This window comes from Candidatus Solirubrobacter pratensis (assembly GCF_000425945.1).
Lineage (GTDB): Bacteria > Actinomycetota > Thermoleophilia > Solirubrobacterales > Solirubrobacteraceae > Solirubrobacter > Solirubrobacter pratensis.
In genome coordinates this window covers 194,951-208,888 of the sequence record NZ_KE384480.1, presented here as the reverse complement: position 1 = coordinate 208,888, position 13,938 = coordinate 194,951, and the positions used below count along the sequence as shown (strand labels likewise).

The window sequence follows — 13,938 nt, the reverse complement described above, 5'->3', positions numbered from 1 at the left end:
CCTAGCGGCCCGCGAGCCGCTCGTCGGCGAGGCGGACGGCCGCATCCAGCGTCGTGATCCCCTCCGCCTCGGCGCGGCGCAGGATCTCGAGCGCGGTGTCGCCGAGCCGCTCGACCCGCTCGAAGGCCTCCTCGCGCGTGCGCCGGTCGCGACCGACGGTGACGGCGTAGAGCAGGCCGCCGGCGTTCGCGACGAAGTCGGGCACCCAGGCGATCCCGCGCGCCGCGAGCGCGGCGGCGACGCCGTCGCCGGCGAGCTGGTTGTTCGCCGCGCCGACGACGAGGCGGCAGCGCAGCGCGGCGGCCTCGTCCTGGGTGAGCGTCGCGCCGAGCGCGCAGGGGGCGACGATCTCGCACTCGCGCCGCTGCGCGCCGTCGAGCTCGATCCACTCGGCGCCGAGGTCCGCTGCCACGGTCCGGCGCGACGGGTCGATGTCGGTCACCGCGAGGCGCGCGCCGTCGGCCGCGAGCCGGCGGGCGAGCGGCTCCCCCACCCCGCCGAGCCCGACGATCGTCACGCGCACGCCGGCGAGCCCGGCGTTGCCGAGCACCTGCGCGGCGGCGGCGCGCATGCAGGCGTGGACGCCGACCGCCGTGCCGAGCGCCGTCCCGCCTTCCGCGAAGCCGGCCGCGTGCGGCGTGAGGCTGTGGACGAACTCCATGTCCGCCGGCGTCGTCCCGACGTCCGGGCCGGTCAGGTAGCGGCCCTCGAGCGAATCGACGATCTCGGCCAGGTCGCGCAGCACCGCCTCGCGCCGCTCGCCCTCCAGCGGCCACGGCGCCTCGCCGGGCGGCACCGCGATCACGCACTTGGCCCCGCCCGTCCGCGTCCCGGCGATCGCGGCCTTGCGCGACATCCCCTCCGACAGCCGCAGCGCGTCGTGCAGGCCGTCGAGCGGATCCGCGTAGCGGGCCAGGCGGCAGCCGCCGCCCGCGCGCCCCCGGGGCTCCGTGCCGGCCGTGGAGTGGATCGCGACCACGAACCGGTATCCGGTCCGCGGGCCGTGGCGCGCGATCACCAGCTCGTGATCGAACGGGACCTGGAGCTCGCTCACGGCGCGCACCCTACCGCGGGCGGCGGGAGGCAGCCGGTCTGGTGCGCGCTCTCGCTGACGCGCTACGGCGCGGTTCGCCTGAGGCCTCAGCCTCGCGCGGTCAGCAGCTCCGAGAGCGCACCGATCAGCTCGCGCGGCAGCGACTGCGCGTGCAGCTCGGCGAGCTTCGCCTCCGGCGACAGGTCCGACGAGAGCGTCCGCCACGCGCGCTCCTTCGCGCTATGCCCGTACTGCGCCGCGTCGAGCAGCGCGAACAGCGCCTGCGAGCGGTCCGGCGTGCGCGGGAGCAGGCCGGCGCCGGCGACGATGCGCAGCGGCTCCCCGGTGGGCGCGGCCTCGAGCGTCTCGCCGGCGCGGCCGGCGGCCAGGAACGTGACCGTCCACGTCCGCTCGGGCGGGAGGATCCCGTGCGGGTCCTCGGCGGCGCCGATCGTCAGCTCCCCGGTCTCCTGGCGCCAGGTGATCGTCGTCCTGGCCGTCGGGATGTCGTCCGGCGCCGCGCCGGTGCCGTCGTCCTCGATCAGCGTGAACACGCCGTCGGCGCCGGGGGCGACGATCAGCTCGAGCCGCTCCGGGTTGCGGGTCGCGTCCAGGTCGTCCTCTGCGGAGAGCGGGAGGATGCCGCCGGCGCGCAGCAGCGCCGGGATCGTGCTCGTGTCCCGGTGCAGCTCGATCTCGCGGTCGCCGTCGTAGACGGTCGAGGTGAAGATGTCGGTCCAGGTCCCCGGCGGCAGCCACGCGCGCACGGCGCCGCGCAGCGTGACGCGGTCGCGCGGCGCGGTGATCGGGGCGACGATCAGCTCCGAGCCGAAGGCGAATTGGTTCGGCACCTCGTAGGCGCGCGGGTCGGCGGGCGCGAGGTGGTACATCGGGCGCACCAGCGGCACGCTCTCGACGGCCGCGCGGTGGTTCATCGTGTGCAGGTAGGGCACGAGCCGGTGGCGGAAGCGCAGCGCGGCGACCATCGCGTCGCGCGCCTCGCGCGGGTACTGCCACGGCTCCTTGACGAGGAACGGGTTGCTCGACGAGTGCAGGCGCAGGATGGGAGAAAAGAGCCCGAGCTGGACCCAGCGCGTCGCGAGCTCGTCGTCGCGCTCGCCGTGGATGTGGCCGCCGACGTCATGGCTCCACCAGCCATAGCCGACGTTCGACGCGGTGGCGGTGAACTCGGGCTGGAAGTCGAGCGACGCCCACGTGATGTGGGTGTCGCCGGAGAAGCCGATCGGGTAGCGGTGGCTGCCCGGCCCCGCGTAGCGCGAGAACGTCAGCGGCCGCCGGCCCTCGCGGCCGGAGTCCAGGAAGTGGAAGTGGTTGAGCATCCACAGCGGGTCGACGCCCTGGACGCGCGAGTAGGTGCCCTGCTGCCAGTCCAGCCACCAGAAGTCGACGCCCTGCGCCTCGAGCGGGTGGTGCACGACCTTCAGGTACGCGTCCAGGAACGCGCGGTCGGTGATGTCGAACGCGATCGGCACGTCGGACTCCGGGTCGCGCCTCAGCGCCCGCGCCATCGCCGGATACGCGTCCTCGTACGGACGCACGCCGTCGGCGGGATGGACGTTGAGCGTCACCCGCAGCCCGCGCCGGTGCAGCTCGGCGAGGAAGCCCTCGGGATCCGGGAACAGGCTCCGCTCCCAGCTGTAGCCGGTCCAGCCCGAGCCGTAGGCCTCGGGCACCGAGTCCACGCGGTGCCAGTCCATGTCCAGCACCGCGACCGAGAGCGGCACGCCCTCCGCGGCGAAGCGGTCCATCAGGGCGAGGTAGGCGTCCGCGCTGTAGCGGTGGTAGCGGCTCCACCAATTGCCGAGCGTCCAGCGCGGCAGTACCGGCGGACGGCCGGAGACCGCGTAGAACGCCTCCAGCGCGGCCGCGTAGTCATGGCCGTAGGCGAAGACGTAGATGTCGATCCGGCCGCCGTCGCGCGGGCTCACCCAGCCGTCGTCCTCGAACACGAACGAGCCGGAGTCCTCGAGCGCGGCGATCCCCCCGCGCGACAGGATGCCGGGCTCGAACGCGACCCGGCCGTCGACGTCGTCGAGCGTGCGCACGGTGCCGCCAAGGTTGCGCAGGGGCTCGCCGTAGCGCCACACGCTGTGGTAGTTGCTGACGTTGCCGCGCGCCTGGATGCTCAGGCCGGCGGGTGAGAACGGCTCGCGGTCGTAGACGAGCCGCAGCCGGTCCGTGACGAGCTCCAGCACGGCCTCCCCGTCGGACAGCTCGAAGCGGGGCACGGGCAGGTCGCGGTGCAGCGCGAACGTCGAGGCGCGATCCTCGAAGACGCCGTCGTCGGCCCACTCGAGCCGGACGAGCCCCGCGGCGAGCACGGTGATTCGCCACCGGTCGCCCTGGACGACGGCGTCCGGATGGGCGACGGGAGACGTGTCGAGACGCAGATGCGAGTCCAAGCCGAGCAGAATGACCGATCGACCGGCCGCAAGCGGCGCACGAGGCCACCCACGGGAGAAACGGTCACTCCGCAGGGCCGGGTTCGCGCGGCCCGCGGGTCCTGTCCTCGCGGGACCCGGGTCGCCGGTCGACCCGACCCCCGCGTGCCAGGCGCGGATGCCTGCGGCGGTCGACGCGCCGACCCCCAACGCCCACAAGGCCACCCACGGGAGAAACGGTCACGCCGGAGGGCCGGATTCGCGGGGCCGGCGGGTCCTGTCCTCGCGGGACCCGGGTCGCCGGTCGACCCGACCCCCGCGTGCCAGGCGCGGATGCCTGCGGCGGTCGACGCGCCGACCCCCAACGCCCACGAGACCACCCACGGGAGAAACGGCCACGTCACATACCTAGCCTCGCGCTCTCGCCGAGGGTGTTTGTCGCCACGGCTTCGCGTTCCACCAAGGCGACTCGGTGGCGAGTCGGAACGCCGGCGCGTGGGGCAGCCGGCGGCGCTCGGCAGCGGTGATCGATGCGCCCGCGGCGCGCGAGGGGTGCACGACGAACCTTCGAACAGTTCGAAGGTTCGTAGGGCACTCCCGTGTACTCGTGCGCGGCGATGATCGTCGTGCTCGATCGCGCCGAGCAACTGGTCGTTCGTGTCCGCGGGGGCTCTGGTTCCCGACGCGGCGGCGCAAAGCGCGCGACGGGGATGACGGCAGGCCTCTTGGCTCAGCCTCGACTAGAGGCTGAGATCAGGCCGTGCGTGTGTAGACGAAGTCGGCGATCTGCTCGAGCTCGTCGGTCCGTCCCGCGCCGGCGCGGGCGAGCTCGGTGCGGGCCCTGCCGTGCGACTCCGCCGCCAGCCGGCGCGCCCGGCGCAGCCCGTAGCGGCTGACGTAGGTGAGCTTCCCGTGCCGCTCGTCGGAGCCGCGCGGCTTGCCGAGCTCCGCGTCGGTCCCGGTCACATCGAGGATGTCGTCGATGATCTGGAACAGCACGCCGAGCTCGGCGGCGAAGGCGCGGAAGTGGGGGCGCGCGGGCGCAGGCGTCTCGGCGAGCAGGAGCACGCACTCGACGGCGGCGCCGATCAGCCGCCCGGTCTTGAGCCGGTGCAGGCGGCGCAGCCCCACGCCGCGCATGCCGGCGAGGGCGCGCACGTCGATGTACTCGCCGCCGACCATCCCGTTGACGCCGGTCGCGTCGGCCAGCTCGGCGATCGCCGCGAGCACGTTCGCGGGCTCGCCGCGCTGCTCGCGCAGGACGAGCTTGAACGCCTCGGCGTACAGCCCGTCGCCGGCGAGGATCGCGACGTCCTCGCCGAAGCGCTTGTGGCTCGTCGGCCGGCCGCGGCGCACATCGTCGTCGTCGATCGCCGGGAGGTCGTCGTGGATCAGCGAGAACGTGTGGATGAGCTCGAGCGCGGCGGCGAGCGGGAGCACCTCGCGCGGGTCGCGGCCCACCGCCGTCGCCGTCGCGAGCGCCAGCACCGGGCGGATCCGCTTCCCGCCCGCCAGCAGCGAGTAGCGCATCGCCTCCTCGAGGCCGGCGGTCGCCGGCTCGCGCGCGAAGCGCAGGGCGGCGAGGTAGTCGTCGACGAGGTCGCGCAGGTGCAGCGGGTAGCCGGGCCCGGGCGCCATCGCGCGCTGCGCCTGGGCCCTTCCCATCAGCGGGCGCCGAGCGGCTCGGCGATCTCGCGGAGCTGGTTCTTGCACCACCAGGAGAACGTGTCGGCGGTGTCGCCGGAGGCGGCGAGCACGAAGTCCTCCCATGCCATCCAGCGGTGCTCCGCCACTTCGCCGGGGTTCGGGCGCGGCAGGCTGTCCGCGCGCGCCACGAACACCGGGCAGAACTCGTGCTCGACGATGCCGTGGAACGGCGGCGCGCGATAGACGTGGCGTGGCAGCACGACCTCGATGTCGCGCGCGGTCATCCCGAGCTCCTCCTGCAGCCGCCGCTCGACGGCGTCGGTGAAGCTCTCGCCCGGCGCCGGGTGGCCGCAGACGCTGTTGGTCCACACGCCCGGCCAGACCGTCTTCGCCAGGCTGCGGCGCGTCGCCAGGAAGCGCCCGTCGGCGTCGAACACGTAGCACGAGAACGCCAGGTGCAGCGGCGTGTCGGCATGGTGCGAGGACAGCTTCTCAGCCGTCCCGATGGGGTTGCCCTGCTCGTCGGAGAGAACGATGAGCTCCTCGTGCATACCTGAATCATGGGGATCCGGAGCGCGCGCGTGCGCCATCCCTTGGCCGGGCGGCGTCGCGCCCTTAGGGCAGATGCCCGCCCATCGGCGGCGCCGATCATCGGCTGGTGCCCGTCGCCTCCTTCCACTTGACGCGCTTTCCGAGCCCGGCGACGCAGCTCTCGCGCATGGGGATCGACCGGCTGCAGCTGCGGCGCGTCGGCGGCCTGCGCTTCTGGCGGCTGCTCGGCACGGGCCGCGGGCGCACGATGACGCTCTCGGCCGACCTGCGCCGCTGGGGGATGTTCGCGGTCTGGGACGACGACGCGGCGCTCGACGCGTTCCTCGCCGCGTCGCCGGTGGCGCGCCGCTGGGCGGCGCTCGCGCACGAGCGTTACGTGGTGCGGCTCGCGCCCGTGCGCTGGCACGGGGCGTGGGGCGCCCGCGACCCGTTCGAAGGCGCCGTTCCCGCCGCGCTCGGCACCGGGCCGGCCGCGATCCTCACGCGCGCCGCGATCCGTCCCCGGCGCGCGCGGGCGTTCTACGGCGCGGTCGCGGGACCGGACGCCGATCTCCCGCGCCAGCCCGGCCTGCTCGCGGCGGTGGGGATCGGCGAGCGGCCGCTGCTGCGCCAGGCGAACTTCTCGCTCTGGCGCTCGCTCGACGACGCCACGCGCTTCGCGTACGCGCGCCGTCCCCACGGGACGGTGGTGCGCCGCGCGCGCGCCGAAGACTGGTTCGCGGAGGAGCTGTTCGCGCGCTTCGTGCCGTACGGGTCCGAAGGGACCTGGGACGGCCGCGACCCGCTACGCGGCTGAGCCGATCTCGCGCGCGACGGCGCGGCCGCCGAGCACGACGAGCGGCAGGCCTCCGCCGGGATGCACGGTCCCGCCCGCCAGCCACAGCCCGTGCGCGCCTCGTACCCGGCGTCCCGGCCGCAGGAGCCCGCGCAGGCGGCCGTGCGGCGCGGCGCCGTAGATCGCGCCGCCGAGCGCGCCGGTCTCGCGCTCGAGGTCGGCAGGCGTGCGGACCACGAGCTCGGCGACCCGCTCGCGCACGCCGAGGCGGTCGGCCAATGCCGCCGCCGCGGCCGCCCAGTCCGCGCCGCCGCCGATCGCGGGCGCGTTGACGAGCACGAACCACGCCTCGTCGCCGGTCGGCGCGCCGGAGGCGTCCGTCACGCCGGGCGCGCAGACATAGACGGTGGGATCGCGGACAGGGCGGCGGTGCGCGAATACGTCGTCGAACTCGGCGTCGTAGTCGGCGGGGAAGATGATCGTATGGTGCGCGAGCGCGGGCGTACGCCCGCGCAGGCCGAGCATCAGCGCGAGGCCGGACAGCGAGCGCTCGGGCGGCGCCTGTGCGGGGCCGGGTTTCCCGAGCAGCCACGGCACGGCGCCCTCGTCCACGTCGGTCACCACGGCGTCGGCTGCCAGCGCCCCGGCGGCGGCGATGTCCACTCCCCGCACCTGGCCGTCGCGCATGACGATGCGCTCGACGCGCGTGTGCAGCCGCAGCTCCCCGCCGAGCGCCTCCAGCCGCCGCGCCATCGCCGCCACGAGCTCGTGCAGCCCGCCGCGCGGGTGCCATGCACCGAACGCGTGCTCCACGTACCCGGCGACGGCCAGTGCGGCCGGCGCGCGCCGCGGGTCGGCGCCCGCGTAGGTGGCGAAGCGCTCGATGACCATGCGCAGCCGCGGGTCGCGGGCGCGCGCGCGGGCGAGGTCGCGCAGCGTCCACCACGGGCGGATGCGGAGGGCGTTGCGCGGATCCTGCGGCCGCCACGGCGACGTCACGAGGACGCCCTCCGCCGCGCGCCAGATCGCCGCGCACGTCTCGAGGAAGCGGGCCCAGTCGGCTCCCGCGCCGGGTGACCACGCCTCCAGCGCCTCCAGCGCCCGCGGCAGGTCGGCCGACAGCTCCACGCTCGTGCCGTCGGCGAAGCGGTAGCGGGTGACGGGCTCGACGCGCAGCAGCTCGACCTCGTCGTCCAGCGGCGGGCCCGTCGCGGCGAAGAGCGCGCGGAACACCTGCGGCAGGGTGAGCAGCGAAGGCCCGGCGTCCCAGCGGAAGCCGCCGCGGGCGATCCGCGCGCACTTGCCGCCGGGCGCGTCGGCCTGCTCGAGCACGGTGACCGCGTGGCCGCCGTGGGCGAGCTCGATCGCGGCGGCGAGGCCTCCGACGCCCGCGCCGACGACGGCGATCCTCACCGGAATCTCTTCAGCAGCGCAGCAATCGCGAACGCGCCCATCGCCGGCGCGCCCGCCGCGGCGACCGCAGGCCGTCGCCAGAGCGCGGCGTTGGCGATCGTCTCCCCCGCCCATGTCCACACGTAGAGGGCGAGCGCGCCGTCGTCGCGCTCCTGCGGTCGTGCGCCGTCGGCGGCGGCGACGAACGCGAAGGCGGCGAGCCCGGTCGCGAGCCAGCCCGCGAAGTTCGTCGCGGGCACGCCCTCGTAGGCGCCGCCGTCCGGCCACGTCCAGTAGCCCTCGCGGGCCATCCGCGGATCGAGGAACACGTCCCAGGCGGTGAGGGCGCCGGCGGCGAGCGGCACCCGCAGCGCCCGGCGGTCGCTGATCCGCCCCGCGACGACCCAGGCGGGCCGCGCGAGCACCGCCCACCCGGCGGCCGCAAGCAGCGGAACGCCGCGCACGCGCGGGCCGAGCCGGTCCGAGTACGCGTAGCGCCCGAACGGAACCCCGGTGGCGACGCCGGCCAGCTCCGCGCCGAAGCCGGTGGCGCCGGCGGCGGCGAGCGCGAGGGCGCCACGCGGCCCCCGGGCCTCGAGCGCCTCGGCCGCAGAGGCCGCCAGCATCAGCAGCACGACGCCCCGGGTCTCGGCCGGCGGGCGCGGCGCCGCCGCGCGCCCGTAGGCGATCTGCTCGAGCGCCAGCGCACCGAGCAGGACGCGCGCGGGAGTGATCGGGCGAGCGCGCCGGACGACACGCACGGCGCGGCGGGCGCGCGCGCCCGCGCCCGCCGCTCCGTGTTCGTGTGCGCGGGTCTTCACCCGCGCCACGCGGCGCGGCCCCCGACGGCCAGCTTGCGCGTGCGGGGGACCACCGTGCGCCCCGGCTCCGGGCCGTAGCCCCCGCGCTCGATCTCTCGCAGGATCTCGCGGTACATCGCGCCCGCGGCCGCGATCGCCCGGCCGCCGCGGCGAAGCTCCACGACGCCGGCGAGGCCGTGGTCATAGAGCTCGTCGGCGTAGGCGATCTGCTCGCGCAGCAGGGCGGCGCGCCGTCCGGGGTGCGGCGGCCCGTGCCGGTTCACCGCCTCCTGCGCGATGTAGAGGCGCCCGTCGGCGGCGTCCTCGTCGATGTCGCGCAGGATGTTCGTCCGCTGCATCGCCATGCCCAGCGCGGCGGCGGCCGGGACCGCGCGGCCGACGTCGCGCGCGCCGAGCACGGCGGTCATCACGACGCCGACCGTGCCGGCCACCCGGAAGCAGTACTCGTCGACGTCGGCCTCGGTCGCGAACGTCGCCCGCGCGAGGTCCTGGCGCATGCCGGTGCAGAACTCCGCCAACGCCGATCGCGGCAGCGGATGACGGGCGGCGAGCGCGTCGAGCACCGCCACCTCGTGCGTCGCCTCGCCCGGGCGCCGCTGCGCCCATGCCGCGACCGCCTCCACGCGCTCGGCTGCATCCGGGTGCCCGTCGTCGACGAGGTCGTCGAGGGTGCGGAACACCAGATACAGCAGGTAGACGTCGTCGCGCACGGCGCGCGGCAGCAGCCTGCAGGCGAGCGCGAAGGTCCGGCCGGCGTGGCGGGTCGTCGCCCGCGCCTCGGCGACCGCCGCGCGCCGCGGGAGCGCCGCCGCGCCCTTGGCGCGCCGAAGACCCGATGCGGTGCTCATCACGCGGCCGCCGCGCGGCTCGTGTGCGCGTCGGCGACCACGAGCTCCGCCGTCACGCCTGCGCCGAGCAGGACACCCGGGATGCCGGCGCCCGGATGGGTCCCGCCGCCGACGTGGTACATGCCGCCGACGCCGCGGACGCGGTTGGGCGGGCGGAAGTACGCCGACTGCTGCAGCGTCGGCTCGACCGCGAACGCGTTGCCGGCGACCGCCCCGAGCTCGCGCTCGAAGTCCAGCGGCGTCATCCGGTGCTCCACGCGGACCGCGTCCGCGATGCCGTCGAGCCCGAAGGTGCGCTCGAGGTCGGTCACCAGGGCGTCGCGCAGCGCGCCGGCCTCGTGGTCCCAGTCGATCCCCGCGCGCAGGTTCGGCACCGGTAGCAGCACGCTCAGCGCGTCGCCGCCGGGCACCGCCATCGCCGGCTCGGTCCGCGCCGGCGCGTTCACGTAGGTGCAGAACGAGCTCGGCATCCGCCCGCCGCGCGTGGCGTTCTCGATGAAGCCGCGGTAGTCGGAGCCGACCAGCAGCGTGTGGTGGCGCAGCTCCTCGAACGTGCGGTCGAGGCCGAGGTAGAGCAGGAAGCACGACATCGTCGGCTGCAGCCGCCGGCCCTCGCGCGCGCGGCCGAGCAGCTCGTCGGTGCGCATCACGTCGGCGTTGGAGATCACGACGTCGGCCGGTATGCGCTCTCCCCCCTCGAGCCGCACCGCCCGCGCCTGGCCGCCGACCGTCTCGACCGCCTCGACGCGCGCGCCGCAGCGGACGTCCAGCGGGCGCGCCATCGCCTCGACGATCGAGTAGACCCCGCCGTCCGCATACCAGGCGCCGTCGAGCACCTGCAGATAGACGAGCGCCGCGTAGATCGCCGGGACGCGATACGGGTCGCCGCCGATGAACAGCGAGTGGAACGAGAACGCCTCGCGTATCCGCGGGTGGCGGAAGAAGCGCGATACGAACCCGTACAGGGGCAGCATCGCGTCGAGCCGGATCATGCTCGGGATCAGGGCGGCGAGCGAGCGGAAGTCCTCGAACGACCGGCGCCCGGCGCCGAGGACGGCGCGCTCGTAGATCGGCTGGAGCGCCTCGAGGAAGTCGTCGACGCGGCGGGCGTCGCGCGTGGAGAAGCGGGCGACCTCGTCGCGCAGCTGCGCGGGCGAGTCCCCGAAGTCGAACGTCCGCGCGTCCTCGGCCCAGCAGATCCGATAGAGCGGGTTCAGGCGCTGCAGCCGGATCTCCCGGTGCAGGTCCAGGCCGCCCGCCGCGAACGTCTCCTCGAGCAGCCACGGCATGGTGATCAGCGACGCCCCGGCGTCCCACGTGTAGTCGCCGTCGCGCAGCCGCGACACGCGGCCGCCGGGCGTCTCGCGCTGCTCGAGCACGGTGACGTCGAGGCCTTGGCCCTGCAGCCGCAGGGCGGCGGCCAGGCCGCCGAGCCCGGCGCCGATCACGACGACCTTCATGGCCGGGCGACGGCGGGGCGCGCCGTCGGGAGATGGGAAACGGACACGCGCTCAGGTTCGGGCTCCGGCCCGGAGCGGACGACTGTCCCGGCGGCGCGGACTCACCGTCCTTTGGTTTCGCCTGCGCCCGTCGCGACCTCGGCGGCGCGCCGCGGAACGTCAGACGATCGGCGGCGGGCTGCCCTCGGCGCTGGCGGGCAGCGCCGGATCCCAGTCGCAGACCGCGCAAGCATGACGGAACGTGGAGCGGGCGAACTCGAGTGCCGCGGCATGCGGGTCAGGGCCGGAGCGGATGTCGTCCCAGTCGAGCACGTACTCGCCGAGGTCCGGCTCCCACCGTGCCGCCGGAGGCGAGAGCCGCGCCTCGGCGAACCCCTCCGGCGCCGGGTGCGCGTAGGCGTAGAACGCGGCGCGGCCGTAGCGCGCGTCGCCGGGCCACCAGCCGACGGCGACCTCCTGCGCGTCCATCGCGTTGCGCATGATGAAGTCGCCGGACGGTGGATCGGCCGGCATTCCGGAGAAGAGGTTGACCGCCACGTCGAAGGAGCCCCACCAGGCGTTGACGGGGGTGGAGCGCCCGCGGTAGGGCGCGCGGAACTCGGCGAGGACGAGCGCGGCGCGCGTCGCGGCGGCGAAGTAGGACGCCACCTGATCCGCGTCGTAGCTCGCGTGCTCGTCGTCCTGATCCAGCGGCACGCTCCACGGCACCTCCTGTGGCGTCGGATCGATCTCGACCTCGCCGGCGAGGTCGCCAACCGCGTCGAGCAGCTCCCGCGTGACCTCCCCGACGGGCCGGTCGGGCGTCAGCGGAACGCGCCTCACCCGCCCGTCGCTGTGCTCGGCGACGACGTCGTGGGCGTGCAGGTCGAGCGCGACGACGAGCGCTCCGGAGCGGTCGGGTGCCGGCAGTGGGAGGGTCTCCCAGCCGCGGGCGCTGAGTCGCAGCGCGGTGTGCTGGAGCTGGGGCGCGGGCGGGGCGAGCGCGACCGCCAGCTTGCCGAGCACCTGGGTATGGGCGTGAAGCGTGTCGCACGTCGGGCGCCACCCGTCGTAGGAGAGCGCCGGCCACTCACGGGACATGCCAAGACGCTACCGGTCGGGACCGGCAGCCCCTCGTCGTGCCGCGACTCGGCCCTGCGCCCCACGCCGGCCACCGGCGCGTCGCGCCTCGAGCGCGCGCCGGCGTCGGCGCGCAACGCCCTGATCGGCGGCACCGCTGAGGCGCTCGCGATCATGCGCGAGGCCGACCCGCTCGTCAGCGTTGGGCGGCGCGATCGCGTTCGCGTCGCTGCGGCGCGCGCTCGACCGCAGCGGGCGGCGGGACCTGCTGACAGGCCGGGCGAACGTCTCGTCCACCCAGCGCGGACCCGCATCCGGCGCAGTCAGATCAAGGACGGAGCGTTGCTCGCAAGCGCGCCGGCGAGGTAGGCCCGCCGCATGCATGCCAAGGCAGCCATCACGGTGCTCCGCTCCCGCGAAGAGGTGGAGCGGCTCTGGCGCAGCGGCGACCACCGGCCCGAGTACATCTCGAGCGCCGGCGCCGAGGTGACCTTCAAGGACGCCCCCGGCGATCGAGGGACCGAGATCCACGTCGACCTGGCCCACGATGCCCCGGCCGGCAAGCTCGGGGACACGATCGTCAAGCTGGCCGGCGCCGCGCCGCTCGCCAAGATCAAGGACGAGCTGCGGCGGTTCAAGCAGCTGATGGAGACCGGCGACATCCCGCGCTCGGACGCGACGCCCGAGGGCGAGTCGGCGGAGCGCAAGCTCAAGCAGCGCCCGGCGCAGCCGCTCTCCGCCTCCGAGCTCGAGAAGGTGGGCGTGCTATGAGGGCCAACGTCTGGTCGGGCCGCAACACGGTCCAGGTCGAGAACGTGCCGGATCCCAAGGTCCTCAACGATCGCGACGCGATCGTGAGGATCACGTCGACGGCGATCTGCGGGTCCGACCTGCACCTCTACGACGGCTACGTCCCCACGATGAAGAAGGGCGACATCCTCGGCCATGAGTTCATGGGCGAGGTGGTCGAGACCGGCCGCGGCGTCTCCAACCTGCAGGTCGGCGACCGCGTCGTGGTCCCGTTCCCGATCGCGTGCGGCGACTGCTGGTCGTGCCGCCACGGGCTCTACTCGGTGTGCGAGAACTCCAACCCGAACGCCGGGCTGGCCGAGAAGCTGTTCGGGCTCCCGACCGCCGGCATCTTCGGCTACTCGCACCTGACCGGCGGATACGCCGGCGGGCAGGCCGAGTACGCGCGCGTGCCGTTCGCCGACGTCGGCCCGATCAAGATCGAGGACGACCTGACCGACGAGCAGGTCCTCTTCCTGTCGGACATCTTCCCGACCGGCTACATGGGCGCCGAGTTCTGCGAGATCAGCGGCGGCGAGGTGATCGCCGTGTTCGGCGCGGGCCCGGTCGGCCAGTTCGCGATCGCCAGCGCCATCCTGCTCGGCGCCGAGCGCGTGATCGCGATCGACCAGTACGACTACCGGCTGGAGATGGCACTGCGCAAGGCGGGCGCGACCGACGCGATCAACTTCGCCGAGAACCCGGACGTCGTCGAGCAGCTCAAGGAGCTCACCGGCGGGCGCGGGCCCGACGCGGTCATCGATGCGGTCGGGCTGGAGGCCGTGCACGGGCACGGCGCCCTGCACGCGGTCGAGCGCGTCAAGCAGGCGACGCGCTCCGAGACCGACCGCGGCCACGCCCTGCGCGACGCCATCCTCGCCTGCCGGCCCGGCGGCATCGTCTCCGTCATCGGCGTCTACGGCGGCCTGCTCGACAAGTTCCCGGCCGGCGCGCTGATGAACAAGGGGCTCACGCTCAAGACCGGTCAGTGCCACGTCCAGCGCTACACCAAGCCGCTCTACGAGCGGATCCGCAACGGCGAGATCGATCCGAGCTTCGTCGTCACGCACCGCCTCGAGCTCGGCCTGGCGCCCGACGCGTACGAGACGTTCAAGCACAAGCAGGACGAGTGCGTCAAGGTCGTGCTCAAGCCCTGAAAG

General features: G+C 74.7%; 12 protein-coding genes. 3 read left to right on the top strand and 9 right to left on the bottom strand.

Annotated features, from left to right (window positions below):
• Position 1 precedes the first annotated feature (1 nt).
• From H958_RS0125520 to idi, 4 genes are all read right to left on the bottom strand, one after another.
• Positions 2–1,054 carry a Glu/Leu/Phe/Val dehydrogenase family protein gene (locus H958_RS0125520; RefSeq protein WP_028060713.1) on the bottom strand — a complete coding sequence of 351 codons (1,053 nt, stop codon included), beginning with the start codon at positions 1,052–1,054 and terminating at the stop codon, positions 2–4.
• Positions 1,055–1,140: 86 nt separating this feature from the next.
• Complete coding sequence (locus tag H958_RS0125515; protein ID WP_051324812.1) at positions 1,141–3,456, bottom strand: glycoside hydrolase family 31 protein; 2,316 nt, start codon at positions 3,454–3,456, stop codon at positions 1,141–1,143.
• Positions 3,457–4,188: 732 nt separating this feature from the next.
• Complete coding sequence (locus tag H958_RS40340) at positions 4,189–5,100, bottom strand: polyprenyl synthetase family protein (RefSeq protein WP_081686265.1); 912 nt, start codon at positions 5,098–5,100, stop codon at positions 4,189–4,191.
• The gene (idi, locus tag H958_RS0125505; protein ID WP_028060711.1) at positions 5,100–5,633 is read right to left on the bottom strand and encodes an isopentenyl-diphosphate Delta-isomerase; all 534 of its coding nucleotides are present in this window, start codon (positions 5,631–5,633) and stop codon (positions 5,100–5,102) included. The genes H958_RS40340 and idi overlap by 1 nt, the downstream gene beginning before the upstream one ends.
• 107 nt (positions 5,634–5,740) lie before the next feature.
• Between idi and H958_RS0125500 the strand changes: the two genes are divergently transcribed.
• Positions 5,741–6,430 carry a hypothetical protein gene (locus tag H958_RS0125500; protein WP_196807561.1) on the top strand — a complete coding sequence of 230 codons (690 nt, stop codon included), beginning with the start codon at positions 5,741–5,743 and terminating at the stop codon, positions 6,428–6,430.
• Here the strand turns inward: H958_RS0125500 and H958_RS0125495 are convergent.
• From H958_RS0125495 to H958_RS0125475, 5 genes are all read right to left on the bottom strand, one after another.
• A complete protein-coding gene (locus H958_RS0125495; RefSeq protein ID WP_037411458.1) occupies positions 6,419–7,822 on the bottom strand; it encodes a phytoene desaturase family protein in 1,404 nt (467 codons plus the stop codon). The genes H958_RS0125500 and H958_RS0125495 overlap by 12 nt on opposite strands.
• Complete coding sequence (locus tag H958_RS0125490) at positions 7,819–8,622, bottom strand: carotenoid biosynthesis protein (protein WP_156028277.1); 804 nt, start codon at positions 8,620–8,622, stop codon at positions 7,819–7,821. Before H958_RS0125490 ends, H958_RS0125495 begins: the two co-directional genes overlap by 4 nt.
• Positions 8,619–9,470, bottom strand: a complete 852-nt coding sequence (locus tag H958_RS44060; RefSeq protein ID WP_051324811.1) for a phytoene/squalene synthase family protein — start codon at positions 9,468–9,470, stop codon at positions 8,619–8,621. Before H958_RS44060 ends, H958_RS0125490 begins: the two co-directional genes overlap by 4 nt.
• Positions 9,470–10,930 (bottom strand): phytoene desaturase family protein, encoded by a 1,461-nt coding sequence (gene crtI, locus H958_RS0125480; protein ID WP_028060708.1) that lies wholly within the window; start codon positions 10,928–10,930, stop codon positions 9,470–9,472. Before crtI ends, H958_RS44060 begins: the two co-directional genes overlap by 1 nt.
• A gap of 159 nt (positions 10,931–11,089) precedes the next feature.
• Complete coding sequence (locus tag H958_RS0125475; RefSeq protein ID WP_028060707.1) at positions 11,090–12,010, bottom strand: DUF5996 family protein; 921 nt, start codon at positions 12,008–12,010, stop codon at positions 11,090–11,092.
• 357 nt (positions 12,011–12,367) lie between these two features.
• Between H958_RS0125475 and H958_RS0125470 the strand changes: the two genes are divergently transcribed.
• Both H958_RS0125470 and H958_RS0125465 read left to right on the top strand, forming a co-directional pair.
• Positions 12,368–12,760 (top strand): SRPBCC family protein, encoded by a 393-nt coding sequence (locus H958_RS0125470; protein WP_028060706.1) that lies wholly within the window; start codon positions 12,368–12,370, stop codon positions 12,758–12,760.
• Positions 12,757–13,935: a zinc-dependent alcohol dehydrogenase gene (locus H958_RS0125465; RefSeq protein WP_028060705.1), complete on the top strand. Its 1,179-nt coding sequence runs from the start codon at positions 12,757–12,759 to the stop codon at positions 13,933–13,935. Before H958_RS0125470 ends, H958_RS0125465 begins: the two co-directional genes overlap by 4 nt.
• The last annotated feature ends 3 nt before the right edge of the window (positions 13,936–13,938 follow it).

Bases quoted from the DNA above. Each gene is read 5' to 3' on its own strand.
- H958_RS40340 (WP_081686265.1), bottom strand. From the start codon at position 5,100: ATGGGAAGGGCCCAGGCGCAGCGCGCGATGGCGCCCGGGCCCGGCTAC.
- idi (WP_028060711.1), bottom strand. From the start codon at position 5,633: ATGCACGAGGAGCTCATCGTTCTCTCCGACGAGCAGGGCAACCCCATC.
- H958_RS44060 (WP_051324811.1), bottom strand. From the start codon at position 9,470: ATGAGCACCGCATCGGGTCTTCGGCGCGCCAAGGGCGCGGCGGCGCTC.
- crtI (WP_028060708.1), bottom strand. From the start codon at position 10,930: ATGAAGGTCGTCGTGATCGGCGCCGGGCTCGGCGGCCTGGCCGCCGCC.
- H958_RS0125475 (WP_028060707.1), bottom strand. From the start codon at position 12,010: ATGTCCCGTGAGTGGCCGGCGCTCTCCTACGACGGGTGGCGCCCGACG.
- H958_RS0125470 (WP_028060706.1), top strand. From the start codon at position 12,368: ATGCATGCCAAGGCAGCCATCACGGTGCTCCGCTCCCGCGAAGAGGTG.
- H958_RS0125465 (WP_028060705.1), top strand. From the start codon at position 12,757: ATGAGGGCCAACGTCTGGTCGGGCCGCAACACGGTCCAGGTCGAGAAC.